The sequence below is a fragment of the Vibrio glycogenivorans genome (assembly GCF_051660965.1).
In the GTDB taxonomy this organism is placed as follows: domain Bacteria; phylum Pseudomonadota; class Gammaproteobacteria; order Enterobacterales; family Vibrionaceae; genus Vibrio.
This window is the reverse complement of record NZ_JBPVIS010000022.1, coordinates 23,786-46,312: the sequence shown is the minus strand read 5'-3', so window position 1 is coordinate 46,312 and position 22,527 is coordinate 23,786. Positions and strand designations below refer to the sequence as shown.

Below are 22,527 nucleotides of genomic sequence, written 5' to 3'. Positions count from 1 at the left end.
TGTGCGTAGTGACGAGTTGGAGTGTCGTACTCAACGTGAGAAGTTGCGATTGTGATACCGCGCTCACGCTCTTCTGGAGCGTTATCGATAGATGCGAAGTCTTTCGCTTCACCGCCGTACACTTTAGCTAGAGTAGTACAGATTGCAGCAGTTAGAGTTGTTTTACCGTGGTCAACGTGGCCGATAGTACCAACGTTAACGTGCGGTTTCGTACGTTCAAATTTTTCTTTAGACACGATCGTGTTCCTTCCTAGTTATGATTCGTCGCGGACTGAATTGACCGGGACGCGCCAGAATTTGCTATTTTATGCGCCAACGTGCGTCAGCGCAATATTTGGACGCTTCGATCTTTAAAAAAAGCACAGACTTTTTTATAGATCAAGCGACCAGATTAGTAACCTCGTTCTGCAACGATTTTATCTGCGAAGTTTTTCGGTACTTCAGCGTACTCATTAAACTCCATAGAGTAAGACGCACGGCCTTGAGTTGCAGAGCGTAGGTCGGTTGCGTAACCAAACATTTCCGATAGTGGTACTTGTGCACGGACGATCTTAAGACCAGCCACACCCTCGTCCATACCTTCGATGATGCCGCGGCGACGGTTAATATCACCAACTACATCACCCATCCAGTCTTCTGGAGTGGTTACTTCAACATTCATCATTGGCTCAAGAAGCACAGGGTTCGCTTCTAGTGCACCCTTCTTGAATGCCATCGAGCCAGCAATCTTAAATGCCATCTCGTTTGAGTCCACGTCGTGGAAAGAACCGTCAAACAGAGTCGCTTTGATATCGAGTACTGGGTAACCAGCCACAACACCGCTGTTCATCTGCTCTTCGATACCTTTCGATACCGAGCCGATGTATTCCTTCGGAATCACACCGCCAACGATCTCGTCGACGAAGACAAAACCTTCACCCAGCTCTGCAGGCTCCAGTTTGATCCATACGTGACCGTATTGGCCGCGACCACCAGATTGACGTACAAACTTACCTTCCACTTCCGCACTACCACGGATAGTTTCACGGTACGCCACCTGAGGCTTACCAACGTTACAGTCAACGCTAAATTCGCGCTTCATGCGATCAACGATGATGTCTAGGTGAAGCTCACCCATACCTGAGATCAGGGTTTGGCCTGTCTCATCATCAGTTTCGACACGGAACGACGGGTCTTCTGCCGCTAGTTTACCTAACGCGATACCCATTTTTTCTTGGTCAGCTTTAGAGCGAGGCTCTACCGCGATCTGAATAACTGGCTCAGGGAATTCCATACGCTCTAGAATGACCTTGTGGCCTGCATCACAAAGCGTGTCACCCGTGGTTACTTCTTTCAAACCGATGGCAGCTGCAATGTCACCCGCGCGAACTTCTTTTACTTCTTCACGCTTGTTCGAGTGCATTTGTACAATACGGCCGAAACGCTCTTTCTTCTGTTTTACTGAGTTGTAAACAGCATCACCAGAGTTCACCACGCCCGAGTACACACGCATAAAGGTCAACGTGCCCACAAATGGGTCAGTCGCAATCTTAAACGCTAGTGCTGAGAACGGTTCGTTGTCGTCGGCGTGACGCTCAACCTCGTTTTCAGACTCATCAACACCTTTGATTGCTGGAACATCAACTGGCGATGGTAGGTATTCAATAACCGCATCAAGAACGGCTTGCACGCCTTTATTCTTAAATGCACTACCACAGGTTGCCAGGACGATTTCGTTGTTGAGTGTACGAGTACGTAGGCCTTGCTTGATCTCAGCTTCAGACAGCTCACCCTCTTCTAGGTACTTGTCCATCAACTCTTCGTTGGCTTCCGCCGCCGCTTCAACAAGGTTTGTGCGGTACTCTTCAGCCATCTCAACCATGTCTGCCGGGATGTCTTCGTAAGTGAAGGTCATACCCATGTCATCTTCAGACCAGTTGATCGCCTTCATCTTGATCAGATCAACCACGCCCTTGAACTCTTCTTCCGCACCAATATTCAATTGGATTGGCACAGGGTTTGCACCTAGGCGGTTCTTGATTTGGTCAACAACGCGCAGGAAATCTGCGCCCGCGCGGTCCATCTTGTTGACAAACACCATACGTGGAACGTGGTACTTGTCTGCTTGACGCCAAACGGTTTCAGATTGTGGTTCTACACCAGATGAGCCACAGAATACAACCACTGCGCCATCAAGTACGCGCAATGAGCGCTCAACTTCGATGGTAAAGTCAACGTGTCCTGGGGTATCGATGATATTGACGCGGTGATCTGGGAATTGCGCTTCCATACCACGCCAGAAGGTCGTAGTAGCAGCCGAAGTGATGGTAATACCACGCTCCTGCTCTTGCTCCATCCAGTCCATCGTCGCAGCACCATCGTGTACTTCGCCAATTTTGTGAGATAGACCTGTGTAGAACAGAATACGTTCACTAGTGGTAGTTTTACCGGCGTCTACGTGAGCGACAATACCGATGTTACGGTAGCGCTCGATGGGTGTTTTACGAGCCACGATAGAATCCTCTTCATGTGGTACATAGGGACTATTGCTATGTCGAGAAGCAACAAAAATGTAAAAATTTCTGGGCTTCAGATATAGCAATAGTTCCTAGCTTGCGCATAGGAACTATTGGGGTGCTGCGAGCAAGCTCGCAGCACGACAAAGTCATTACCAGCGGTAATGAGCGAACGCTTTGTTCGCGTCTGCCATCTTATGAACGTCTTCACGTTTCTTAACAGCAGTACCTTTGTTTTCTGACGCGTCTAGCAATTCAGCAGCTAGGCGTGCAGCCATAGATTTTTCACCACGCTTACGCGCAGCTTCAACCAACCAACGCATAGCAAGTGCGTTACGGCGAACCGGACGTACTTCTACAGGTACTTGGTAAGTTGAACCACCTACACGGCGAGATTTAACCTCTACCGCTGGGCGAACATTTTCAAGAGCTTCTTCAAAAATAGCTAGATGGTCTTTACCAGACTTTTCAGCCATAGTGTCTAGTGCAGTGTAAATGATTTTCTCTGCAGTAGATTTTTTACCGTCAACCATAAGGATGTTAACGAATTTTGCCAGCAGTTCAGATTTGAACTTTGGATCTGGAAGGATCTTACGCTGACCGATGACGCGACGACGTGGCATGGATATTCTCCGTTGTCTTCTTCAGGTTATCCAAAACTTTACAGTTTCTTCAAAAATTAAAAATAATTTAGTGTTTGGCCTTACTTAACGGGGAACCATTAAGACTTAGGACGCTTCACACCGTACTTAGAACGACCTTGTTTACGGTCGTTAACGCCTGCACAGTCAAGTGCACCACGAACAGTGTGGTAGCGAACACCCGGAAGGTCTTTAACACGACCACCGCGGATTAGAACAACTGAGTGCTCTTGAAGGTTGTGACCTTCACCGCCGATGTATGATGTTACTTCGAAACCGTTTGTTAGACGTACACGACATACTTTACGTAGTGCCGAGTTAGGTTTTTTAGGTGTAGTTGTGTAAACACGAGTACATACACCACGTTTTTGTGGACACGCTTCTAGCGCTGGCACGTTGCTTTTAGCAACTTGCTTCACGCGAGGCTTACGTACCAACTGGTTAATAGTTGCCATTAACTAGCTCCTGATTTACTGAAAGTAAGCTTTGTGAAAAATCTTGCCCTAATCACAAGTGGTAATTAGGGACGCAAAATTCTATTCAGAGGGGAGAGGTGTGTCAAGAAATATACAGATCTTTTTTGCTTATAAAGCAATCTAAATACAAATCCAGGGATGAAATGTACCTAGTTAAGCGTAATTGACTGTGGGTGATCCGCCGTTAATTGGACAAAGCCAGCAAAATCTACCTCAGAGATTGAAGGGCTTACCCGGCTCTCAATACCACGAGCTTGGAGATCTTCTTTGAGTACAAATGTCTCCGTTCCCTTCAGACCAACAAACGCGCGATGCTGCGCCATACTCGCGTACACCGCATCTTCGACCAATAATGCGGCATCCTGCTCACCACAGAGTGCTGACAGTTGCTCAATCGCGGCCACAGACTTAACAATAAATAGCATCTTAGCTCTCTTAGAAGGTCAGAATGGATTTGCACTGAGCCAGTTGAGATTGAAAGGCATCCCGCTCAAGCAGCTCGGCATCAATGATCAGATCGGCATTAGCACAGCCTCGCTCAGCCAGAGACTGCTTACACACATAGACCTGCTCGATATCATAGAGGTCGAACAGTTTCATCATCGGCGCATAGTCCTTGCTTAAGATAGCCTCTGGCTGCTGGCCACGCAGCAGTTGCAATACGCCATCGCCACAAAACATTACTTTGATCGATTCACAGTACGCCGAAGCGGCTAGCAGGGCATCGATCCCCTCTCTGCCACGACTTTGCCCATGTGGGGCGCTGGAAAAAAGGTAGCCTAGGCTGGTCAAAACTGCACCACTCTATCTTGGGTTAACATGGCCTCGGCAAGACTGCCAAGACCAGCTTGAACAAAGTGCTCAGCCAAATTGTGTTGCTCAAGTCCATGCTGGCTGGCCTCGCTCTCACTGATGATACCGCGGCGTAGTGCAGCAGCAACACAAGTTTCCAAGCGGACAGCGTGCTGCTGGGCGAGTTGCTGCCAACCACTAACCAAATCAAACTCATCATTCGCTGGCACGGTCAATGCAGAGCCATTGCTGACACCGTCCTGATAAAAAAACACGCTCACCAGTTGATGCCCTTGCTCAATTAGGCTTCGAGCAAACAACAGTGCATTGCGCGCCGATTGGCTGCCATACGCGCCGCCATTAACCACTAGTGTATAACTCAGTGAGCTCAAATCTCGTCATCCTCAGTCTTACGCTGACGAATATAAAGATAGACGGTATGTTTGGAGATGTTCAATCGATCGGCAACCCGGTTGATCGCATCTTTGATATCGAAGATTCCTTTGTCGTACAACTCCATCACGATCTGACGGTTTTTGGTATTGTTGGACACCGACTTATCGGCATTGATCTCCTCGATTGTACGTTCAACAGTCTGATCCACCAGCTCTTCAACATCGCTCGCGAAGTTAACCGAGGACGCTGCCTGTTTGGCTTCTTCATTTGGCATGAAAGACTGCAGCACCTGCGAGAATGGCGCATCCAGGTTGACGTTGATACACAACAGGCCAATAACGCGGTTATCACCATTACGGATAGCAACGGTGATTGACTTCATCAGCACCCCACCCTTGGCACGAGTGAAGTAAGAGCGTGAGAAGTTTCGCTCAGAGCCCTCGATATCTTTAAGCATCTTCAATGCAAGGTCGGTGATCGGCGAGCCCACTTGACGCCCAGTATTCTCACCATTGGCGATCTTGATCGCCGAGGTGTTGAGATCTTCTAGCGAGTGCAACACGATCTCACAAAAAGGACCGATTAGGCTCGCAATCCCATCGACCACTGCCTCGTACGATTTCAAGATGATCTTATCGTGCTCGCTAAATGGCATCGCATTAACCGACTCCATCTCAAGCAGAGCATCGACATTAATCGCTTCTGTTGATGTCACTCTCATTCCCCCGATTCACACTGCCCAAAAAACCTAATCCATACATCTGTCATCGCGACAGGAAAATGGATTCTGCTGGGCACAAATTCAACAAATTAATGTAAGTTTATCAGAAAATTTTAATCAAACACCTATCTATTGGCGCAATCTCTTGGTCATTTCGCGAATATTCGACCTCCGCCACGTAAAAAGCCCAGCACGAGGCTGGGCTTTGATAGAGATGAAGATAAGTTAGCTTATTCTTCTACATCAACAATTTGTACAAGCTCTACTTCAAATACTAGCGTTGAGTTCGCTGGGATAGTTGGTGTGTCTTGATCGCCGTATGCAAGCTCCGGCGGGATAACAAACTTGAACTTAGAACCGACAGGCATTAGTTGAACACCCTCAGTCCAGCCCTGGATCACGCGATTCAGTGGGAAAGTTGCTGTCTCGCCGCGATCGTATGAACTATCAAATTGAGTACCATCGATCAGAGTACCTTTGTAGTGTACTTCAACCGTTGCGGTTTCTGCTGGCTTGTCACCTTCAGCCGTTTCCATAACTTGGTAAAGTAGACCTGATTCAGTCTTAACTACACCATCTTGCTGCTCAAATTCAGCGCGGAAGTCATCACCTGCTTGCTGAGTTTCAGCTGCTTGCTCAGCGGCTTGTGCTTGTAGTGACTCAGACACGCGCTGGTCTAGAGACTCTAGCGCTTGACGCGTTTCTTCTTCAGAAAGCTGAGATTCTGCAGTGAACACGTCTTCGATACCTTTAAGTACCAATTCCTTTTTGAGCTCAATTCCTAGCTCTGCTGGCTTATCGATAGTGCTAGTTAGGTAAGTTGCAAAAGATGCACCAATTGCGTAAGCCGCTTTATCATCCTCTGATTCAAAGTTCGCTGTAGCGACGGTTTGAACTTGCTCGGTTTGTGCTTCAGCCGCAACAGGGGCTTTCGACTCTTCTTCTTTCTGACAACCAACCGCAAGCAAAACTGTTGCTGCAAGTAGTGAAACTTTAAACGTAGATTTCATTAAATTCTCCAATTGATTCGGATTCAATCTGGTAGTGATTTGTTAAATATAAAAGCCATTACGCTTGGCATGTACAACAGAGATGTACCACTATAGACTCGTAATTAGCAATTATCCCTATAAATTAAGTCAATAATTTGTCAGTTACACGATTTCTAGCTAAAAACATCGCATGGATCAGCTTATTAGCCCTCAATGGCTGCTTTTTTGGTCCGACGCAAACCGCCTTTTGGGAACTCGAACCACAGGGCGCATCAAGTTTTGCACTCAGCCGTGACGCGCGCTTTGCCCTAACATACTCTCCAGATAATCAATTAGTTATCTGGGACCTCAAACAAAATAGCAAATTAGCCGACCTAGGTCACCTAGACACAAGCTCCAGCCGCGTCTCACGGATGCGAATCTCAGATAGTGGTCGCTTTGCCGTGACGGCGGGACAAACCAACTTCGCCGTTTGGGATCTCGGTTGGGCTAAATCTCAAGGCTTATGGTCCATCTCAGATGGGCTGATTCGTGATGCTGATATCGCTAATCATGGTCAACAGGTACTTTTGGGCCTGACCAATGGCAAGGCAATCCATGTGGACTTAGTCAGCGGAAGGCGCATAGAGTTCCTTGCCCATAACGAAAAAGTGAACTCGGTCGCAATTGCGGCCAATGGCCGTTATGCTCTAACCGGGGGGAACGACTACCATGCCTACCTATGGGATACCGAAACCGGTCAGATCCTACGTACCTTTACCCATCAAAACCGAGTCAATCGAGTCGCACTGCAGCGAGATGGGCGTCTTGCTTTTACCTCTGATGGGGGCAATATGGCTGTGATTTGGGATTTGACGACGGGTGAGCAAGTGAGTGAACTCAAGAGCCTATCAAGGCAGTTGATCTTCTCGAGCGCTCGCTTTTCAGATGACGGTCACTGGCTGGTGACTGGAACACCCTCAGGTAGGATCACCGTTTGGGATACGCACAGTGGCAAAAAAGTGCAGCAGATGCAGGCCCAAGTACAAAAAGATACCCGACCTGCGCGCGCGGTAGTGTATGATGCGGCCTTTACTGATCACCAGCAGATAGTCGCTGCAACATCGGCGGGTATTGCACAAGCATGGGAGTTTCGACCTTAGTCATGACCGATACAGACAACAACGCATCCCTCACCATTCAAGCGTTAGACCAGCGAGTCAATGATCTTGAGTGTCAGCTGGCATTCCAAGAGCAGACGATTGAAGAGCTCAATCACGCCCTGAGCCAACAACAACTTCTGATCACCAAGATGCAAGATCAGATGAAGTATGTAGTGGGTAAGGTGAAGAACCTAGACAGCTCAAACCTCGCTGATCCATCAGAAGAGACCCCACCACCACACTACTGATGGTTAGCTCAAGCGATTACCTAAGCAAAGAAAGACACCATCACCAAACCGCTAACGACCAAGCAGCCACCCAACCTTCGCAGTTGGCTGTCTGGTTGTGCGACGATCTCTTGCAGCATCGCTCGCCAACCATTTGGTACCAGCAATGGCCCTAAGCCCTCAATGATAAGCACTATTCCAAGTGCCAACCAAATTGCATTAGACACACTGTTCCCCTTATTTCTAACTTGATACTAAAACAAAAGGCCCCCATCAGGGAGCCTTTGATATAGACACATGTAAGTGCTATTAGTTCTGTGCTGCGCTATTAGCGCCACCGTGAGAGTTATTCATGTACTGGAAGAAGTCACTCTTTGGATCAAGAACGAGGATATCGCTCTTGTCGCTAAATGAATTCTCGTAAGCACGTAGCGAACGAATAAAGCCAAAGAACTCAGGGTCTTTGCCGTACGCATCAGAGTAAACTTTTGCAGCTTCTGCATCGGCCTCACCGCGTGTAACGCGTGCAGTACGGTCGGCTTCTGCAAGAACCGTCGCTACCTCTAGCTCAGCTTGCGCTCGGATAACCTCAGCTTTCTCACGACCTTGCGAGCGGTGGCGACGCGCCACTGACTCACGCTCTGCGCGCATACGCTGATAGATTGACTCACTGATCTCGTCTGGAAGGTTGATTTTCTTCATTCGGAAGTCAAACACCTCAACACCCAAGTCAGCCATCGCACTCTCGCGAGTACCAAGCAGCACGTTTTCCATGATCTTATCGCGCTCACCGTCAATCTCTAGCGCTTGAAGAGCCGCTTCAGTCACGATCTCTTCATCCTCTAGGGAGTCAGGTAGAACGTCTTGGTTACGTGGACCTGAAACAATCTGTTTGATCTCACGTGAACCAATCTCCGAACGCAACACGTCCATCACTTTACGCTCAAGAAGCGCCTCAGCGGTCAAATTGTTACCGCCACCTGTAGTTAGGTAGAAGCGTCCAAAGTCCGCGATTCGCCACTTGACGTAGGTATCGATAAGCACGTCTTTTTTCTCAGACGTTACGAAACGGTCAGTGCGACCTTCCATGGTTTGAATACGTGCATCCAGTGTCTTCACGCGGTCAAACAACGGCATTCTGAAGTGCAGACCTGGCTCGTAGATACGAGACACGCCATTATCATCAAGTACGCGACCAAAACGAATCACCATGCCACGCTCGCCTTCTTGGACAACGAACATAGACATCAGCAATAGCGCTAATGCGACAACCAATACAGGGATCATTAATTTACGCATGATTAGAATCTCCCTTCACGAGTGTCTGTAGAGCGCGAACCAGATGAGGTTTGAATTGGAGTTTGTTGTTCCAGTTCGATTGAATCGTAGCCTGCTGATGAGCGCTGAGTGCGCTTGGTCTCAGTGCGACCTTCGCCAGCGAGCTTATCAATTGGCAAGTACAGAAGATTGCCGCTTGATTCAGAGTCAATCAGCACCTTAGATGAGCTGGTGTACACCTGCTCCATCGTATCAAGGTAAAGACGATTACGCGTCACTTCTGGCGCGGCCTGGTATTCAGGTAGTAGCTTCTCAAACTGCGCTACTTGACCCAGTGCTTCATTGACGATGCGCTCAGAGTAACCAAGTGCTTCTTTCTTCAAACGCTCAGCTCGACCGGTTGCTTTCGGCAGGATGTCGTTGCGGTAAGCTTCCGCTTCACGCTCGAAACGCTCCTCATCCTCACGCGCAGCAATCGCATCATCGAAGGCGTCTTTTACTTGCTCAGGCGGACGTGCCGACTGGAAGTTGACGTCAACGATCACAATGCCCATGTCGTAAGAGTCAACAATCTCATTCAAGGTCTCTTGTGTACTTTGACGAATTTGTTGACGACCGCTGGTCAGGATACTGTCCATCAGCGAGTCACCAATCACCGCACGCAGTGCAGAGTCGGTCGCTTGACGCAAACTGTCATCGGCATCCGTCACAACATAAAGAGACTTGTATGGGTCAGCGATACGGTATTGAACATCCATCGCCACCGTCACCACGTTTTCATCCTTGGTCAACATGAGACCCGATGAGCGAAGTGAGCGGATCGCCTGAACGTTGACAGGTTCCACATCATCGATGAAATACGGGCGCCAGTTTAGGCCTGGATCGACCACGCGGTCGTATTTACCCAGACGCAATACCACGCCTCGCTCGGCTTCGCCAATTGTGTAGAAACCGGCAAACACCCAAATAACGATGGCAATCAAAGCGATAACGCCGAATCCTAAGAATCCGCCATTAGCCGATGATGAACCATTGCCACCACCACCACCAAACTTACCACCCAGTTTTTGACTTAGTTTGCTGAAAACTTCATCCAAATCTGGTGGTCCTTGCTCACGGCCACCAGGTTTCTGGTCACCACGATTGTTGTTACCCCAAGGGTCATTATCGCGGCCATTATTGCCGTTATTATTACCAGGCTCGTTCCACGCCATTAGTAAGCTCCATCATTTGATATGACGTTATACTGTAGCAGTCATTTAAGTAACTATAAAGTCACGTAAAACTGCCCCTTCTCTTTTTTCAAGTCGCTGCCAGTCGACGCTTTGCATGCGGATATCGATAAGAAGATTTCCTTGCTCATCGTAGCCTTCACTCAGAATACATTTCTTTTCAAAAAAGGCACTCCGAATTCGGCCTTGATAAGCTGGCGGTATCTGCAGCTTGTATTCCACCATTTGACTGGCAAGACGCTCTTTCAATGCCTCAAAGAGCAATTCCATTCCCTGGTCAGCCATGGCTGAAACCCAGACGGTAGTAGGCACGCCCTCCTCATCTCTTTCGATACGAGGTTTTTGCCCTTCGAGATTATCGATTTTGTTCATCACCACAAGCGTGGGTACTTCCGAGGCTTCTATCTCCTCAAGAACTTCATGAACAGCATGAATATTCTCACGAAAACGCTCGTCACTGGCATCAACAACGTGTAACAAAATGTCAGCTTCTTGCGTTTCTTGTAATGTCGCCTTAAATGCAGCGACCAGGTCATGAGGTAGGTGACGAATAAAACCTACCGTATCCGCCAAGATGGCCGGCCCGACCTCTTTCAGCTCAATCTTACGCAAGGTTGGATCAAGCGTTGCAAACAACTGGTCAGCGGCATAAACGCCCGCTTGTGTGATGCGATTGAACAGGGTGGACTTACCCGCGTTGGTATAACCAACTAAGGATACCGTAGGGATCTCGGCGCGTTGGCGAGCTCGTCGTCCTTGCTCACGCTGCTTGGAGACTTTCTCCAACCGGCGCAGTATCGCTTTAATTCGGTCACGCAGTAGGCGTCTGTCTGTCTCAAGCTGGGTTTCACCCGGGCCACGCAGACCAATACCACCTTTCTGTCGCTCCAAGTGGGTCCATCCACGAATCAATCGAGTCGAAATGTGTCTCAGCTGTGCAAGCTCGACTTGCAACTTACCTTCATGTGTTCTCGCTCGCTGAGCAAAAATATCAAGGATCAAGCCAGTTCGATCCAGCACACGACAGCGACACAGCGCTTCGAGGTTTCGTTCTTGGGCTGGGGAGAGGGCGTGATTGAAAATCACGATATCGGCTTCTACTCGCTGAACTGCCTCAGCAATTTCCTGAGCCTTACCCTCTCCGACATAATATTTAGGGTGGGGTGACTGACGGCTACCGGTGATCACCTGCAGCGTGTCGACACCCGAAGAAGAAGCCAGCATTTCAAACTCTACTAGGTCTTCCCACTCACCCTCTTGCGTGAAGTTGATATGAACAAGTACGGCTCGCTCACCGGCTTCATAACGGTCAAACAAGCGTTCAACTCCTTATTATTTTATTGTAGATCAGAGATTAATCTTCCGATTTTTCTTGAGGACGATCGCCTTGAGGGCGGTCACCGCTGTGATGGCTAACAGGACGAGCCGGCACAACCGTAGAGATTGCGTGCTTATACACCATTTGGTTTACCGTGTTCTTCAACAAGATCACGAACTGGTCAAAAGACTCGATTTGACCTTGTAGCTTGATGCCGTTTACCAGATAAATTGATACAGGGATACGCTCGCGGCGTAATGCATTTAGGAATGGGTCTTGTAAAGATTGCCCCTTAGCCATTTTATTTTCCTTATTTGAATTATGTTGTTGTTATTTAGCTAGTGGTGCTTTGCAATAAAATTGCTCTGCCTTTGCATCTGAGCTAAACAGTAATCAAGTGATCACCTTAAGTAAGAATGATCTTCTGCGCAAAAGCAAAAATATTATACACAGTATTCTCAATCGGTGGCGATTGCCTGTGACAGAGTTTCTAAAGCGTGATCAATATTTTCACTATCCAACCAAGTGAGATCATCCCAGCTGCGCAACCAGGTGATTTGCCTCTTGGCTAATTGACGAGTGGCACACACACCGCGGAATATTGCGTCCTCAAGTGTGGCGTTCCCGTCCAAGTAGTCCCACATCTGTCGGTATCCGACGCAACGGATAGAAGGAAGATCTGGGTGAAGATCCTCGCGCTGATAGAGCGCTTGCATCTCCTGCTCAAACCCGGCTTCCACCATTTTGTCGAATCTAAGTTCAATCCGACGATGCAGCTCTGCCCTATCCTTGGGAGCGATTGCAAACTGTTTGACACGGTAAGGCAGTGATTCGCCTTTGGTTTGTGTCAACTCAGTTAGAGTTTTACCTGAAATCCTATAAACTTCCAATGCCCGAGACAATCTTTGTGGATCATTCGGGTGAATTCTTTGTGCTGATACGGGATCAATCTCTCGAAGTTGGTCGTGTAGTGCCTGCCAACCCAGTTCCTGACTCTCTTTTTCAATCTGCTGCCTGATTTCAGGATTTGCTGCTGGTAGCGGCGATAGCCCCTCAAGCAAGGCTTTGTAATACAACATAGTGCCACCCACCAACAAAGGGATTTTACCCTTAGCAACGATGTCGGCCATCTCTTTTAATGCATCACGACGAAAGTCCGCTGCTGAGTAGGCCTCACTTGGGTCTAAGATATCAATCAAGCGATGAGGCGCTTGGGCGAGCTCGTCTGCATCTGGCTTTGCTGTGCCGATATCCATACCGCGGTAGATCAAGGCCGAATCCACGGAGATAATCTCAACGGGGTAGCGCTGTCTAAGGCGAATGGCCAAATCTGTCTTGCCTGAGGCGGTTGGCCCCATCAAAAACAGTGCAAGTGGTAATTTTTCGTTCATAGTGTAAAAGCAGATATCGTATCGGTGAAGTCGATGCCAATGATTAATTTTGGATCGTCTACAGGTAGTTGACCATGCCAGAGCTGCTCCAGTTCCCCAATTATTTGAACCGCCTCGGATAAAGTGTAGCTAGGTTTCTCAATAATGATCTGATCCACCAGCCATTTCGTTAACTGTTTGACGGTTTGAGGCTCTTGCTCCGAGCAATTTTGAGCCGCGTACGATAACAGATCTGGAATCAGTTGTTGAAGGTTTTGTTGACGAATCGGTTGCGGTACGGCAATCACCATCAAGGTCGACTTATCCCTTGCGACCAGTTTGATCCCCAGCTCCTGCAACACAGACTGCAGTGCCTCTTGTGCATGATACTGCGCTGGATCGACCTTGAGCGCTAGAGGGATCAGCAGAGGTTGCATGGTTAAAGGGCCTTGTCTTGGGCTCAATTGACCGAGTAAGCGCCACCACTGCGCACGAGGGATCGACAACATTGAACACTGATCATCAAGGTGGATCAACAGATGCTTGTGCTCAATCACACACACTGCCTTGCCAAAACGTTCCGCTGAAACCTTTATTCCTTTCGCCTTGGACACCTCACGCTTGGATACGTCATGGGTCTGCGCTGATGGATTGCCCCCAGCCTGTGGAGCAGGCTGAGAGGTCTGCATCAGCTGTTGATAGGCCGCAACCTCATTGGCGGAAGGCGCGTTTTTTTGTAGCGCAGACGATCCTGAGCCTGTTTCTCTTCTGGCAGGCGAGCTTGAGCGATTTGCTTGCCAATGATGGCGCGCCTCGCCCTCCTCGACTTTGTACTCAGCCACTCTTGATCCTGCAGGTGCCGATCTGGACTCTGCGGGGTCAGAAGCGATCGATGCCTTGTTCGGGTAGGCCGGAGTTCGCTCTACCGCCTGCGACAACCGCTGCTCGATATTGGCATCACTTGTTGATACCGCCGGCTCAGACTGAGCATGATGGAAAGCTGACTCGGTTTGTTTGGGCGCCTCGATACTCAAGCTTTGCGCTAAGGCGCCCGCAAGGGCTTGATAAATAAAATCGTGCACTAGGCGTGCTTGATGAAAGCGCACCTCGTGTTTAGCCGGATGGACATTCACATCAACCTGATGTGGGTCAATCTCGATAAACAGGATGTAGGTAGCGTACTGCTCCGGTCGCAGCGTGCTTTCATAGCTTTGTCGGATCGCGTGATTGATCAACTTATCGCGCATCATACGCCCATTGACATAGCAGTACTGGAGATCCGCTTGCTGCCTTGCCCCCTCTGGCGTGGTGATCCAACCATGCAGTTTTAGATCATTGTGCTCAAGCTCAACCTTGAGCATCGAGCGCACAAAGGCGCTGCCACACACCGCACCGATACGCTTGGTCGCCTGAGCTTCAGTTTTCGCCGCGCGATATTGACGGATCATCTTACCGTTGTGGCGCAGATTAATCGTCACATCAAAGCGACTTAATGCAATGCGTTTAAGCAGTTCATCGATATGGGTGAACTCGGTCTTCTCTGTTTTGAGGAATTTACGCCGCGCTGGCGTGTTAAAAAACAGATCCAACACCTCAACCGAGGTACCAACTGGGTGCGCGGCGGGTTGCAGCTTGACCTCCATATCACGCCCCTCGGTATAACACGACCATGCCTCTTCTTGAGTTGCTGGTCGCGAGGTTAGAGTTAAGCGTGCTACCGAGCTGATACTGGCCAGTGCCTCACCACGAAAGCCAAGGCTAACGATCGCCTCAAGATCGTCCAGTGAGTGAATTTTTGAGGTGGCATGACGGCTGAGCGCCAACCCCAACTCATCTTTGACGATCCCCTTACCATTATCACGCACACGGATGAGCTTAGCGCCTCCCTTTTCGATATCGATATCGATGCGGGTTGCACCAGAATCCAAGCTGTTTTCTACCAGCTCTTTGACAACGGAAGCGGGGCGCTCAACCACCTCACCCGCTGCTATTTGGTTAGCCAGACGAGCTGGTAAGATTTTGATCGTCATACTCGTACTACTTGTTTGGAATGATTAACACCTGCCCAACTGCAAGCTGGTCGGAGCGCAGATTATTGGCCGTGCGAATGCTCGCTACAGAAACACCATATTGACCAGCAATCTTACCTAGGAATTCTCCCCGCTTAACCTTGTGCTGCTTGGGTGGAACATCTTTTACACTGACGGTGATCTTAATCTTTTGGCCTAGGCGCAGCGTATCTGACTTGAGGTTGTTTTCACGTTTTATCGCGGCCACTGACACCTTATAATCTTGCGCCAATTTACCCAGATAATCACCACGCTGTACGGTATGCGTGACTGTCTTAGCCTGCAGTGCAGGGACATTACCACTCGATGCAGCTCTACCCGCCGCAGGAATTTCTAACACCTGACCAATCGCCAAGCTGCTGCTGGTTAGATTGTTAGCGGTGCGAATCGCCGATACGGACGTGCCATAGCGATTGGCAATAACCGATAAGCTCTCACCGCGCTGCACTTTATGTTGGACCGTGTTGCCACGATTGGCAAATAAGGTGCCCGGAGGAGGCGTCCCCTCGAAGTACTGCACTATCGCCGTCGTGAGTGCTCGAGCTAACTTATTTCGGTGCTCGCGCTGAAACAACAGCCTTTCCTCGGTTGGGTTTGAGATAAAGCCTGTTTCCACCAGCACCGAAGGGATATCTGGAGATTTCAGAACTGCCAGACTCGCGTTTATTGGTTCTTTTTGGTGCAGGTGTGCCACCTTACCCATTTCTCGCAGGATTTTTGTTGCAACCTTGTGCCCCTCCCGCTGAGAAAACTGGAACTGCATATCGATCAAGGTCTGGCTTACATTTCGGTCGGCACTGTTTTTGGCCAAAACTTCCCCTGCACCGCCTAAAAGTTGAGATTGCTCTTCGTGATTTTGCACCCACTTGGCCAGTTCGGAATTAGCACGCTTGGTATTAAGTACAAACACCGATGCACCGCGTGGTTGAGGTGAGTGAAAAGCATCTGCGTGGATCGATACCAGCAGGTGAGCACCATTCTCCCTAGCCAACTCGGAGCGTCGGTTCAGGTTGACGAAATAATCCCCCTGACGCGTCAAAACTGCCCTCATACCTGGGATAGCGTTAATATTAGCGGCAAGCTTTTTAGATACCGCAAGCGTCACGTGTTTTTCGTATTTTCGAGTAGGACCAATAGAGCCCGGGTCTTCCCCGCCATGCCCTGGGTCGATTGCCACCACGATATCGGCATTGCCCACCAGCTGTGAGGCGTCTCTGCTGGCCTGGCTTGGAGAAGGCGTCGGGGCCACCTTCTTTTCTGAGTGTGGCATATCGATCACCAATCGGTGTCCATATTGCCCACCGGGCGTCGGGGCCAGCTTAAACAGGTTAGGTGAGGTTTTGCCTTTCAGCTCAAAGACCAAGCGGAAAGTCCCCGCTGAAGGTGGGGAGCTTTTGCGAATGCGTTTAAGCACAGGGCTGTCAGTGATATCTACCGGTAGTGTTGCTGCCAGTTGCGTATTTTGCAGATCGACAACAATACGATCGGGGCTGCTAAGCGTGAAAAAACTGTGTTTCGCCTCAGTCTTGAGATCGATGACGACTCGCGTCTCATCTGGCGATGGCCATACACGAATGCTCTCCAGCACATTAGCCCAAGCGGTTGATGACGCCAATGCCATCAACACAAGAAAAGAAAAACCACGACTCCACATAACGAGTTATGCCAGCTCCATCTGTTCAACGAGTTTAATTCCATATTCCGACACACTGCGCAAAGTGGCTTTTCGCTGAGTGCCTTCATAACGTATATCAATATGTAGATCTGGCTCGGGAAGCATTCCTTGCCCCTTCTCGGGCCACTCTACTAAGCAGATCGCATCATGAGTAAAATAGTCTCGAATCCCCATAAACTCGAGCTCTTCTGGATCGGCTAGACGATAAAGATCAAAGTGATAAACCATCCAGTCGGCCAATTGGTATGGCTCAACTAGTGTGTACGTCGGGCTCTTGACGTTGCCCTGATGACCAAGAGAGCGGACAAAACCACGGCTAAATGTGGTTTTCCCGGCGCCAAGATCACCGTGCAAATAAATGGTTGTCTGCTGCGTACAGCACTGTGCAAGATGATCCCCAAGCTTGATGGTATCTTGCTCGTCTTTAAGTAAAAATGTTTTTGATGTCATTTGATATAGGCAATAAGTGTTTGATCATCTCTGGCAATTATACCCTCACTATAGTGGGTCTTTGCCTCTAGCAATGTAAAAAGCCAGCTAATATTCAAGTATATATAATTCAGTGAATAGGAAATAGTCATACGCTGATAAATTGATCCTCAAGTCAGCCCTGTGACAATTTTTTGTGTCCTTTCGCAAGCAGATCCGCTAGGATCAGCGCCCCGCGAAAAAGGAGCGAGTTTGATGAACCTTACTGACCTAGCCAACCAGATCAAAACTTGGGGTATCGAGCTCGGCTTTGATCAAATCGGTATCACTGATGTGGATCTCAAAGACCATGAAGCCTACCTGCAAAATTGGCTAGATAAAGGCTATCACGGTGATATGGACTGGATGGCACGCCACGGTATGATGCGCGCTCGCCCTGATGAGCTGCTTCCGGGCACAGTTAGAGTCATCAGTGCTCGCATGAACTATCTTCCTCCACAAGCCAAGTTTGCTGCCGATCTTAAAGACCGTCATGCGGGTTATATCAGCCGCTACGCCCTTGGTCGCGACTATCACAAACTCGTGCGTAATCAGCTTAAAAAGCTGGCGCAGAAGATCGAGCAAGAAGTCGAGCAACTGGGCTACCGCCCCTTTGTCGATTCCGCCCCGATTCTCGAACGCCCACTCGCAGAAAAAGCAGGATTAGGCTGGGTTGGTAAGCATTCGTTGCTACTGAATCAACAAGCGGGCTCTTGGTTCTTTCTCGGAGAGCTACTCATCGACCTTCCCCTGCCTATTGATTCGCCAATTCAAGGCGATTGTGGTAGTTGTGTAGCCTGTAAGACAGCCTGCCCTACTCAGGCGATTGTCGACGACAAGGTTGTAGACTCAAGGCGCTGCATCTCCTATCTCACGATTGAGTATGACGGCGTCATCGATGAAGCGCTACGTGAAGCTATCGGCAACCGTATCTATGGCTGTGATGACTGTCAGTTGATTTGCCCGTGGAATCGCGAGGCTCCAATCACAACCCATGACGACTTCCATCGTCGCGAAGATTTTAATGATGCCAGCTTGCTGAGTTTGTTCAGTTGGTCTGAAAGTGAATTTCTGCAACGAATGCAGGGCAGCGCAATTCGTCGAATTGGCTATACTCAGTGGTTACGCAATATCGCTATCGCCATGGGCAATGCGCCATATCAACCTCAATACCTCACTGTCTTACAAGATAAACTAGGTATAAGCGATATGCTGGATGAGCATATTCATTGGGCAATTCAGCGACAAAAACAGCAGCAATTACAGCAATCAGAGTTGAGCCGCAAACAACAACGGCTGATCAGAGTGGTTGAGAAAGGCCTTCCACGCGATGCTTAACGTATGAAATAAGTCTCTACAGAATATGACCTATGTCTAAGTTTGATTAATGTGGAAAATGTTTTTTGTTTCTTGGTTTTTTCACCGGAAATGAAAGTTAGCCACATTATAAAAAAATGACAAAGATCAAAAAACTAGATGATGCATTGTCAACAAAATACAATCACACTTTTCTAAATTTGATTTTTATCCATACAAAACAATAGCTTATACAAAGACGAAAATTGGCCATCTTGATTTGAAAATCAAATGATCTTGTGTAAGGGCACTTACCGACAAGTTTGATCTTACTTACCCACCAACTTATCCACAAGTCATATATTGTGGATAACTCTGTGAATCAACAATAGAAAAACGTTCCACAGGGCTAGTAATTAAGGGCACTAAAGCGCTGACGACAACGCAGCGCATCCCTTAATCCACAGTGGAATTAAGTTTCAGGTCAGTATTTGGGGGGTTATGCTTCACAGCATGAGGAAAGAACGATATCGGAGAAAGTGGTTGCGGGGGCCGGATTTGAACCGACGACCTTCGGGTTATGAGCCCGACGAGCTACCAAGCTGCTCCACCCCGCGTCCGATATTCACCATTTAAAGCATGATGATAGCTTTATAAACTGGAGCGACACACGAGGTTCGAACTCGTGACCTCAACCTTGGCAAGGTTGCGCTCTACCAACTGAGCTAGTGTCGCAATGTCATTGTTAAGTACAATGAAGACTTTTTAAGCTGGAGCGACACACGAGGTTCGAACTCGTGACCTCAACCTTGGCAAGGTTGCGCTCTACCAACTGAGCTAGTGTCGCAATGTCACTGTTAAGTACAATGAGGACTATTAATCTGGTTGCGGGGGCCGGATTTGAACCGACGACCTTCGGGTTATGAGCCCGACGAGCTACCAAGCTGCTCCACCCCGCGTCCGATATTCATTGTTGGGCACAATGAGAGCCATCAAACTGGAGCGACACACGAGGTTCGAACTCGTGACCTCAACCTTGGCAAGGTTGCGCTCTACCAACTGAGCTAGTGTCGCAATGTCACTGTTAAGTACAATGAAAACTGTAAACTGGAGCGACACACGAGGTTCGAACTCGTGACCTCAACCTTGGCAAGGTTGCGCTCTACCAACTGAGCTAGTGTCGCAATGTCATTGTTAAGTACAATGAGAACTTCAATCTGGAGCGACACACGAGGTTCGAACTCGTGACCTCAACCTTGGCAAGGTTGCGCTCTACCAACTGAGCTAGTGTCGCAATGTCACTGTTATGCACAATGAGGGCTTTCAAACTGGAGCGACACACGAGGTTCGAACTCGTGACCTCAACCTTGGCAAGGTTGCGCTCTACCAACTGAGCTAGTGTCGCAATGTCACTGTTAAGTACAATGAAGACTATAAATTTGGTTGCGGGGGCCGGGTTTGATCCGGGCGGCGCATCCGTCGACGGCCTGAGGGTTATGATATTGTAACCACCCAAACTATCGTTTGTGTTTGGTTGCGGGGGCCGGATTTGAACCGACGACCTTCGGGTTATGAGCCCGACGAGCTACCAAGCTGCTCCACCCCGCGTCCGATATTCACCATTTAAAGCATGATGATAGCTTTCCCTCTCTACTTAAAGAGAAAGTGGAGCGACACACGAGGTTCGAACTCGTGACCTCAACCTTGGCAAGGTTGCGCTCTACCAACTGAGCTAGTGTCGCATATCAACAGCAAGTGCTATTGATTAAATTTGGTTGCGGGGGCCGGGTTTGATCCGGGCGGCGCATCCGTCGACGGCCTGAGGGTTATGATATTGTAACCACCCAAACTATCGTTTGTGTTTGGTTGCGGGGGCCGGATTTGAACCGACGACCTTCGGGTTATGAGCCCGACGAGCTACCAAGCTGCTCCACCCCGCGTCCGATATTCATTGTTAGGCACAATGAGAGCCATCAAACTGGAGCGACACACGAGGTTCGAACTCGTGACCTCAACCTTGGCAAGGTTGCGCTCTACCAACTGAGCTAGTGTCGCTTTTCACAACGTTTCCGTCGTTTAGGGCTGCGAATTATAAGAGCATTTTTTTGTGATGCAAGTTCTTTTTCAAAAAAAAATTCATTTTTGATCAGAGTGATGAAAAAACACCCACCATGCATACCCTAAACTAGTGATTTCTATCAGTTAAAGATGATCAGATCGTAAAGATCGTTTCACGATAATACTTCAATTCAGCAATGGATTCACGAATATCGTCCAACGCAAGGTGAGTACCTTGTTTAGAAAAGCCATCCAACACCTCGGGCTTCCAGCGGCGGGTTAACTCTTTCAGTGTACTCACATCGAGGTAACGGTAGTGGAAGTACTGCTCAAGCTCTGGCATATGCTTGTATAGGAAACGGCGATCCTGACCAATACTGTTGCCACAGATAGGTGATTTCCCCTTTGGCACCCACTGCTCTAAAAACTCAATCGTCTGACGAACCGCTTCTTGCTCATCAATATTACTGCTGCGTACACGCTCCACCAGCCCACTCGCGGTATGGGTGTTGGTACACCAGTCATCCATCTTGGCCAACTCAGACTCCGGCTGTTTTACTGCTAAAACAGGCCCTTCGGCTAGAATGTTGAGTTGGCTGTCAGTGACTATGGTGGCGATTTCGATGATTTTGTGGGTTTCAGGATCGAGCCCGGTCATCTCCAGATCAACCCAGATTAAGTTCTGATCGTTGAACGACATAGTTTTATCACCTATTTGTTTGCACGTAAAAAAGGTACTATACCCAAATTAAGATCCTCAAGATAGCTTGGTGCCATCGCACCTATCTTGGTCACACTAGATTTGAGAGTTAACGTGGCGAAAAAGAAAAAGCTGACCAAAGGTCAAGTAAGACGAGTCAGAAGCAACCAGAAGAAAAAACTTAAACAGCCAGATACCGTGCAATGGGATGAGAGCATGCTGGGTGGGATTAAGACTGGACTCGTGATCACTCGTTTTGGTCAGCATGCGGATATCGAAGATCCAGAGACCAAGCAAGTTCATCGCTGTAATCTAAGACGCGGCATCGAAAGCCTAGTCTCGGGCGATCAGGTCTTGTGGCGTGCTGGGCTCGAGTCTATGGACGGTATCTCCGGCGTGGTTGAGGCCGTTGAGCCAAGAACCTCGGTATTGACTAGACCAGACTATTACGACGGCTTAAAGCCCGTTGCTGCCAACGTTAATCAGATGATCATCGTCTCATCGGTGCTGCCCGAGCTTTCACTCAACATTATTGATCGTTACCTCGTGGCTGCTGAAACACTCAACATCGCTCCACTGATCGTCCTTAACAAGATCGACCTACTTGAAGCAGATGAACTCGAGACGTACAAGCAATCACTGAAAGAGTACGAGCGTATTGGCTACAAAGTGATGTATGTCAGTAAAGAAGCTGATCTTGGGATCAATGAACTTGAAGCCGAGCTCACCGGACGTATCAACATCTTTGTTGGCCAATCAGGTGTAGGTAAGTCGAGCCTCGTGAATGCACTGATGCCAGGACTCGATGTTGAGGAGGGTGCGGTGTCTGAAAACTCAGGACTTGGCCAACATACGACAACGGCAGCTCGTCTTTACCATATCCCAAGTGGCGGTGACCTGATTGACTCTCCAGGAGTGCGCGAGTTCGGTTTATGGCACCTGGAAGCTGAAGAGGTCACCAAGGCGTTCGTAGAGTTTCGCCCTTTCCTTGGCGGATGTAAATTCCGTGACTGTAAACATCAGGACGATCCCGGCTGTCTATTGAAACAGGCGGTCGATAACGGTGAAATCAATCAGATTCGCTTTGACAATTATCACCGCATTCTCGAGAGCATGGTTGAAGGGCGTGCCAACCGTCAGTATTCGCGAAATAAGAAGGCTGACCTGTAATTTAGACCAAC

The 22,527-nt window shown here is 48.7% G+C and carries 23 protein-coding genes and 12 tRNA genes; 4 read left to right on the top strand and 31 right to left on the bottom strand.

From position 1 onward, the window contains the following. The 9 genes from ACSTTG_RS23290 to fkpA all read right to left on the bottom strand — a co-directional run. Positions 1-236: GTP-binding protein (locus tag ACSTTG_RS23290; protein WP_438476514.1), on the bottom strand; the 236-nt coding region annotated here is incomplete at its 3' end. 155 nt (positions 237-391) lie between these two features. Next, complete coding sequence (gene fusA / locus ACSTTG_RS23285) at positions 392-2,491, bottom strand: elongation factor G (RefSeq protein ID WP_438461355.1); 2,100 nt, start codon at positions 2,489-2,491, stop codon at positions 392-394. Positions 2,492-2,647: 156 nt separating this feature from the next. Beyond that, on the bottom strand, positions 2,648-3,118 hold the full coding sequence (rpsG, locus tag ACSTTG_RS23280; protein WP_438461356.1) for a 30S ribosomal protein S7: 471 nt from the start codon (positions 3,116-3,118) through the stop codon (positions 2,648-2,650). Positions 3,119-3,216: 98 nt separating this feature from the next. Next, positions 3,217-3,591 carry a 30S ribosomal protein S12 gene (gene rpsL / locus ACSTTG_RS23275; RefSeq protein ID WP_038181303.1) on the bottom strand — a complete coding sequence of 125 codons (375 nt, stop codon included), beginning with the start codon at positions 3,589-3,591 and terminating at the stop codon, positions 3,217-3,219. A gap of 170 nt (positions 3,592-3,761) precedes the next feature. After that, positions 3,762-4,037 (bottom strand): sulfurtransferase complex subunit TusB, encoded by a 276-nt coding sequence (gene tusB, locus ACSTTG_RS23270; RefSeq protein WP_438461357.1) that lies wholly within the window; start codon positions 4,035-4,037, stop codon positions 3,762-3,764. A 10-nt stretch (positions 4,038-4,047) separates the two neighbouring features. Continuing rightward, positions 4,048-4,404, bottom strand: coding sequence for a sulfurtransferase complex subunit TusC (tusC, locus tag ACSTTG_RS23265; protein WP_438461359.1), 357 nt, complete (start codon positions 4,402-4,404; stop codon positions 4,048-4,050). Continuing rightward, the gene (tusD, locus tag ACSTTG_RS23260) at positions 4,401-4,796 is read right to left on the bottom strand and encodes a sulfurtransferase complex subunit TusD (RefSeq protein WP_438461360.1); all 396 of its coding nucleotides are present in this window, start codon (positions 4,794-4,796) and stop codon (positions 4,401-4,403) included. The genes tusC and tusD overlap by 4 nt, the downstream gene beginning before the upstream one ends. Next, entirely contained in the window at positions 4,793-5,515 is a 723-nt protein-coding gene (locus tag ACSTTG_RS23255) for a helix-turn-helix transcriptional regulator (protein ID WP_438461361.1), read from the bottom strand. Before ACSTTG_RS23255 ends, tusD begins: the two co-directional genes overlap by 4 nt. Before the next feature lie 236 nt (positions 5,516-5,751). Continuing rightward, positions 5,752-6,531 carry an FKBP-type peptidyl-prolyl cis-trans isomerase gene (gene fkpA, locus ACSTTG_RS23250; protein ID WP_438461362.1) on the bottom strand — a complete coding sequence of 260 codons (780 nt, stop codon included), beginning with the start codon at positions 6,529-6,531 and terminating at the stop codon, positions 5,752-5,754. A gap of 137 nt (positions 6,532-6,668) precedes the next feature. On the opposite strand from fkpA, the gene ACSTTG_RS23245 reads away from it, so the two are divergent. Both ACSTTG_RS23245 and ACSTTG_RS23240 read left to right on the top strand, forming a co-directional pair. After that, positions 6,669-7,655, top strand: coding sequence for a WD40 repeat domain-containing protein (locus tag ACSTTG_RS23245; RefSeq protein WP_438476513.1), 987 nt, complete (start codon positions 6,669-6,671; stop codon positions 7,653-7,655). 2 nt (positions 7,656-7,657) lie between these two features. After that, the gene (locus tag ACSTTG_RS23240; protein WP_438461364.1) at positions 7,658-7,903 is read left to right on the top strand and encodes a SlyX family protein; all 246 of its coding nucleotides are present in this window, start codon (positions 7,658-7,660) and stop codon (positions 7,901-7,903) included. A 20-nt stretch (positions 7,904-7,923) separates the two neighbouring features. Here ACSTTG_RS23240 and ACSTTG_RS23235 read toward each other — a convergent pair whose 3' ends face one another. From ACSTTG_RS23235 to tsaE, 9 genes are all read right to left on the bottom strand, one after another. Further along, on the bottom strand, positions 7,924-8,109 hold the full coding sequence (locus ACSTTG_RS23235; RefSeq protein ID WP_438461365.1) for a DUF2065 domain-containing protein: 186 nt from the start codon (positions 8,107-8,109) through the stop codon (positions 7,924-7,926). 82 nt (positions 8,110-8,191) lie between these two features. After that, the gene (gene hflC / locus ACSTTG_RS23230) at positions 8,192-9,181 is read right to left on the bottom strand and encodes a protease modulator HflC (protein ID WP_438461366.1); all 990 of its coding nucleotides are present in this window, start codon (positions 9,179-9,181) and stop codon (positions 8,192-8,194) included. A gap of 2 nt (positions 9,182-9,183) precedes the next feature. Next, positions 9,184-10,374: an FtsH protease activity modulator HflK gene (gene hflK / locus ACSTTG_RS23225; RefSeq protein ID WP_438461367.1), complete on the bottom strand. Its 1,191-nt coding sequence runs from the start codon at positions 10,372-10,374 to the stop codon at positions 9,184-9,186. Between the two features lie 45 nt (positions 10,375-10,419). Beyond that, on the bottom strand, positions 10,420-11,709 hold the full coding sequence (hflX, locus tag ACSTTG_RS23220) for a ribosome rescue GTPase HflX (protein WP_438476512.1): 1,290 nt from the start codon (positions 11,707-11,709) through the stop codon (positions 10,420-10,422). Positions 11,710-11,746: 37 nt separating this feature from the next. Continuing rightward, complete coding sequence (hfq, locus tag ACSTTG_RS23215; protein WP_005438329.1) at positions 11,747-12,010, bottom strand: RNA chaperone Hfq; 264 nt, start codon at positions 12,008-12,010, stop codon at positions 11,747-11,749. Between the two features lie 158 nt (positions 12,011-12,168). Then, the gene (gene miaA, locus ACSTTG_RS23210; RefSeq protein WP_438461369.1) at positions 12,169-13,101 is read right to left on the bottom strand and encodes a tRNA (adenosine(37)-N6)-dimethylallyltransferase MiaA; all 933 of its coding nucleotides are present in this window, start codon (positions 13,099-13,101) and stop codon (positions 12,169-12,171) included. Continuing rightward, positions 13,098-15,110 carry a DNA mismatch repair endonuclease MutL gene (mutL, locus tag ACSTTG_RS23205; RefSeq protein ID WP_438476511.1) on the bottom strand — a complete coding sequence of 671 codons (2,013 nt, stop codon included), beginning with the start codon at positions 15,108-15,110 and terminating at the stop codon, positions 13,098-13,100. The genes miaA and mutL overlap by 4 nt, the downstream gene beginning before the upstream one ends. 7 nt (positions 15,111-15,117) lie before the next feature. Next, positions 15,118-16,803, bottom strand: coding sequence for a LysM peptidoglycan-binding domain-containing protein (locus ACSTTG_RS23200; protein ID WP_438476509.1), 1,686 nt, complete (start codon positions 16,801-16,803; stop codon positions 15,118-15,120). 6 nt (positions 16,804-16,809) lie between these two features. Next, on the bottom strand, positions 16,810-17,274 hold the full coding sequence (gene tsaE, locus ACSTTG_RS23195) for a tRNA (adenosine(37)-N6)-threonylcarbamoyltransferase complex ATPase subunit type 1 TsaE (protein WP_438461372.1): 465 nt from the start codon (positions 17,272-17,274) through the stop codon (positions 16,810-16,812). 234 nt (positions 17,275-17,508) lie between these two features. On the opposite strand from tsaE, the gene queG reads away from it, so the two are divergent. After that, positions 17,509-18,630: a tRNA epoxyqueuosine(34) reductase QueG gene (gene queG, locus ACSTTG_RS23190; protein WP_438476508.1), complete on the top strand. Its 1,122-nt coding sequence runs from the start codon at positions 17,509-17,511 to the stop codon at positions 18,628-18,630. A 498-nt stretch (positions 18,631-19,128) separates the two neighbouring features. Here queG and ACSTTG_RS23185 read toward each other — a convergent pair. The 13 genes from ACSTTG_RS23185 to orn all read right to left on the bottom strand — a co-directional run bounded on the left by ACSTTG_RS23185 (position 19,129) and on the right by orn (position 21,346). Continuing rightward, positions 19,129-19,205, bottom strand: a tRNA-Met gene (locus ACSTTG_RS23185). Positions 19,206-19,247: 42 nt separating this feature from the next. Further along, a tRNA-Gly gene (locus ACSTTG_RS23180) sits at positions 19,248-19,323 on the bottom strand. A 36-nt stretch (positions 19,324-19,359) separates the two neighbouring features. Continuing rightward, positions 19,360-19,435: transfer RNA gene (locus ACSTTG_RS23175), tRNA-Gly, on the bottom strand. A 35-nt stretch (positions 19,436-19,470) separates the two neighbouring features. Then, positions 19,471-19,547, bottom strand: a tRNA-Met gene (locus tag ACSTTG_RS23170). Positions 19,548-19,586: 39 nt separating this feature from the next. Then, positions 19,587-19,662 (bottom strand) — tRNA-Gly (locus ACSTTG_RS23165). 34 nt (positions 19,663-19,696) lie between these two features. Further along, positions 19,697-19,772: transfer RNA gene (locus ACSTTG_RS23160), tRNA-Gly, on the bottom strand. Positions 19,773-19,806: 34 nt separating this feature from the next. Further along, a tRNA-Gly gene (locus tag ACSTTG_RS23155) sits at positions 19,807-19,882 on the bottom strand. A 35-nt stretch (positions 19,883-19,917) separates the two neighbouring features. Next, positions 19,918-19,993: transfer RNA gene (locus ACSTTG_RS23150), tRNA-Gly, on the bottom strand. A 126-nt stretch (positions 19,994-20,119) separates the two neighbouring features. Further along, positions 20,120-20,196: transfer RNA gene (locus ACSTTG_RS23145), tRNA-Met, on the bottom strand. A 58-nt stretch (positions 20,197-20,254) separates the two neighbouring features. Beyond that, positions 20,255-20,330, bottom strand: a tRNA-Gly gene (locus ACSTTG_RS23140). A gap of 121 nt (positions 20,331-20,451) precedes the next feature. After that, positions 20,452-20,528 (bottom strand) — tRNA-Met (locus ACSTTG_RS23135). Positions 20,529-20,567: 39 nt separating this feature from the next. Further along, a tRNA-Gly gene (locus tag ACSTTG_RS23130) sits at positions 20,568-20,643 on the bottom strand. Positions 20,644-20,800: 157 nt separating this feature from the next. Continuing rightward, positions 20,801-21,346 (bottom strand): oligoribonuclease, encoded by a 546-nt coding sequence (gene orn, locus ACSTTG_RS23125; protein WP_438459913.1) that lies wholly within the window; start codon positions 21,344-21,346, stop codon positions 20,801-20,803. A 114-nt stretch (positions 21,347-21,460) separates the two neighbouring features. Here orn and rsgA point away from each other — a divergent pair, with 114 nt between their 5' ends. Further along, positions 21,461-22,516: a small ribosomal subunit biogenesis GTPase RsgA gene (gene rsgA, locus ACSTTG_RS23120; protein ID WP_438459912.1), complete on the top strand. Its 1,056-nt coding sequence runs from the start codon at positions 21,461-21,463 to the stop codon at positions 22,514-22,516. The last annotated feature ends 11 nt before the right edge of the window (positions 22,517-22,527 follow it).

Bases quoted from the DNA above. Each gene is read 5' to 3' on its own strand.
- rpsG (WP_438461356.1), bottom strand. From the start codon at position 3,118: ATGCCACGTCGTCGCGTCATCGGTCAGCGTAAGATCCTTCCAGATCCA.
- rpsL (WP_038181303.1), bottom strand. From the start codon at position 3,591: ATGGCAACTATTAACCAGTTGGTACGTAAGCCTCGCGTGAAGCAAGTT.
- tusB (WP_438461357.1), bottom strand. From the start codon at position 4,037: ATGCTATTTATTGTTAAGTCTGTGGCCGCGATTGAGCAACTGTCAGCA.
- fkpA (WP_438461362.1), bottom strand. From the start codon at position 6,531: ATGAAATCTACGTTTAAAGTTTCACTACTTGCAGCAACAGTTTTGCTT.
- ACSTTG_RS23240 (WP_438461364.1), top strand. From the start codon at position 7,658: ATGACCGATACAGACAACAACGCATCCCTCACCATTCAAGCGTTAGAC.
- hflC (WP_438461366.1), bottom strand. From the start codon at position 9,181: ATGCGTAAATTAATGATCCCTGTATTGGTTGTCGCATTAGCGCTATTG.
- hflK (WP_438461367.1), bottom strand. From the start codon at position 10,374: ATGGCGTGGAACGAGCCTGGTAATAATAACGGCAATAATGGCCGCGAT.
- hfq (WP_005438329.1), bottom strand. From the start codon at position 12,010: ATGGCTAAGGGGCAATCTTTACAAGACCCATTCCTAAATGCATTACGC.
- miaA (WP_438461369.1), bottom strand. From the start codon at position 13,101: ATGAACGAAAAATTACCACTTGCACTGTTTTTGATGGGGCCAACCGCC.
- mutL (WP_438476511.1), bottom strand. From the start codon at position 15,110: ATGACGATCAAAATCTTACCAGCTCGTCTGGCTAACCAAATAGCAGCG.
- ACSTTG_RS23200 (WP_438476509.1), bottom strand. From the start codon at position 16,803: ATGTGGAGTCGTGGTTTTTCTTTTCTTGTGTTGATGGCATTGGCGTCA.
- tsaE (WP_438461372.1), bottom strand. From the start codon at position 17,274: ATGACATCAAAAACATTTTTACTTAAAGACGAGCAAGATACCATCAAG.
- queG (WP_438476508.1), top strand. From the start codon at position 17,509: ATGAACCTTACTGACCTAGCCAACCAGATCAAAACTTGGGGTATCGAG.
- orn (WP_438459913.1), bottom strand. From the start codon at position 21,346: ATGTCGTTCAACGATCAGAACTTAATCTGGGTTGATCTGGAGATGACC.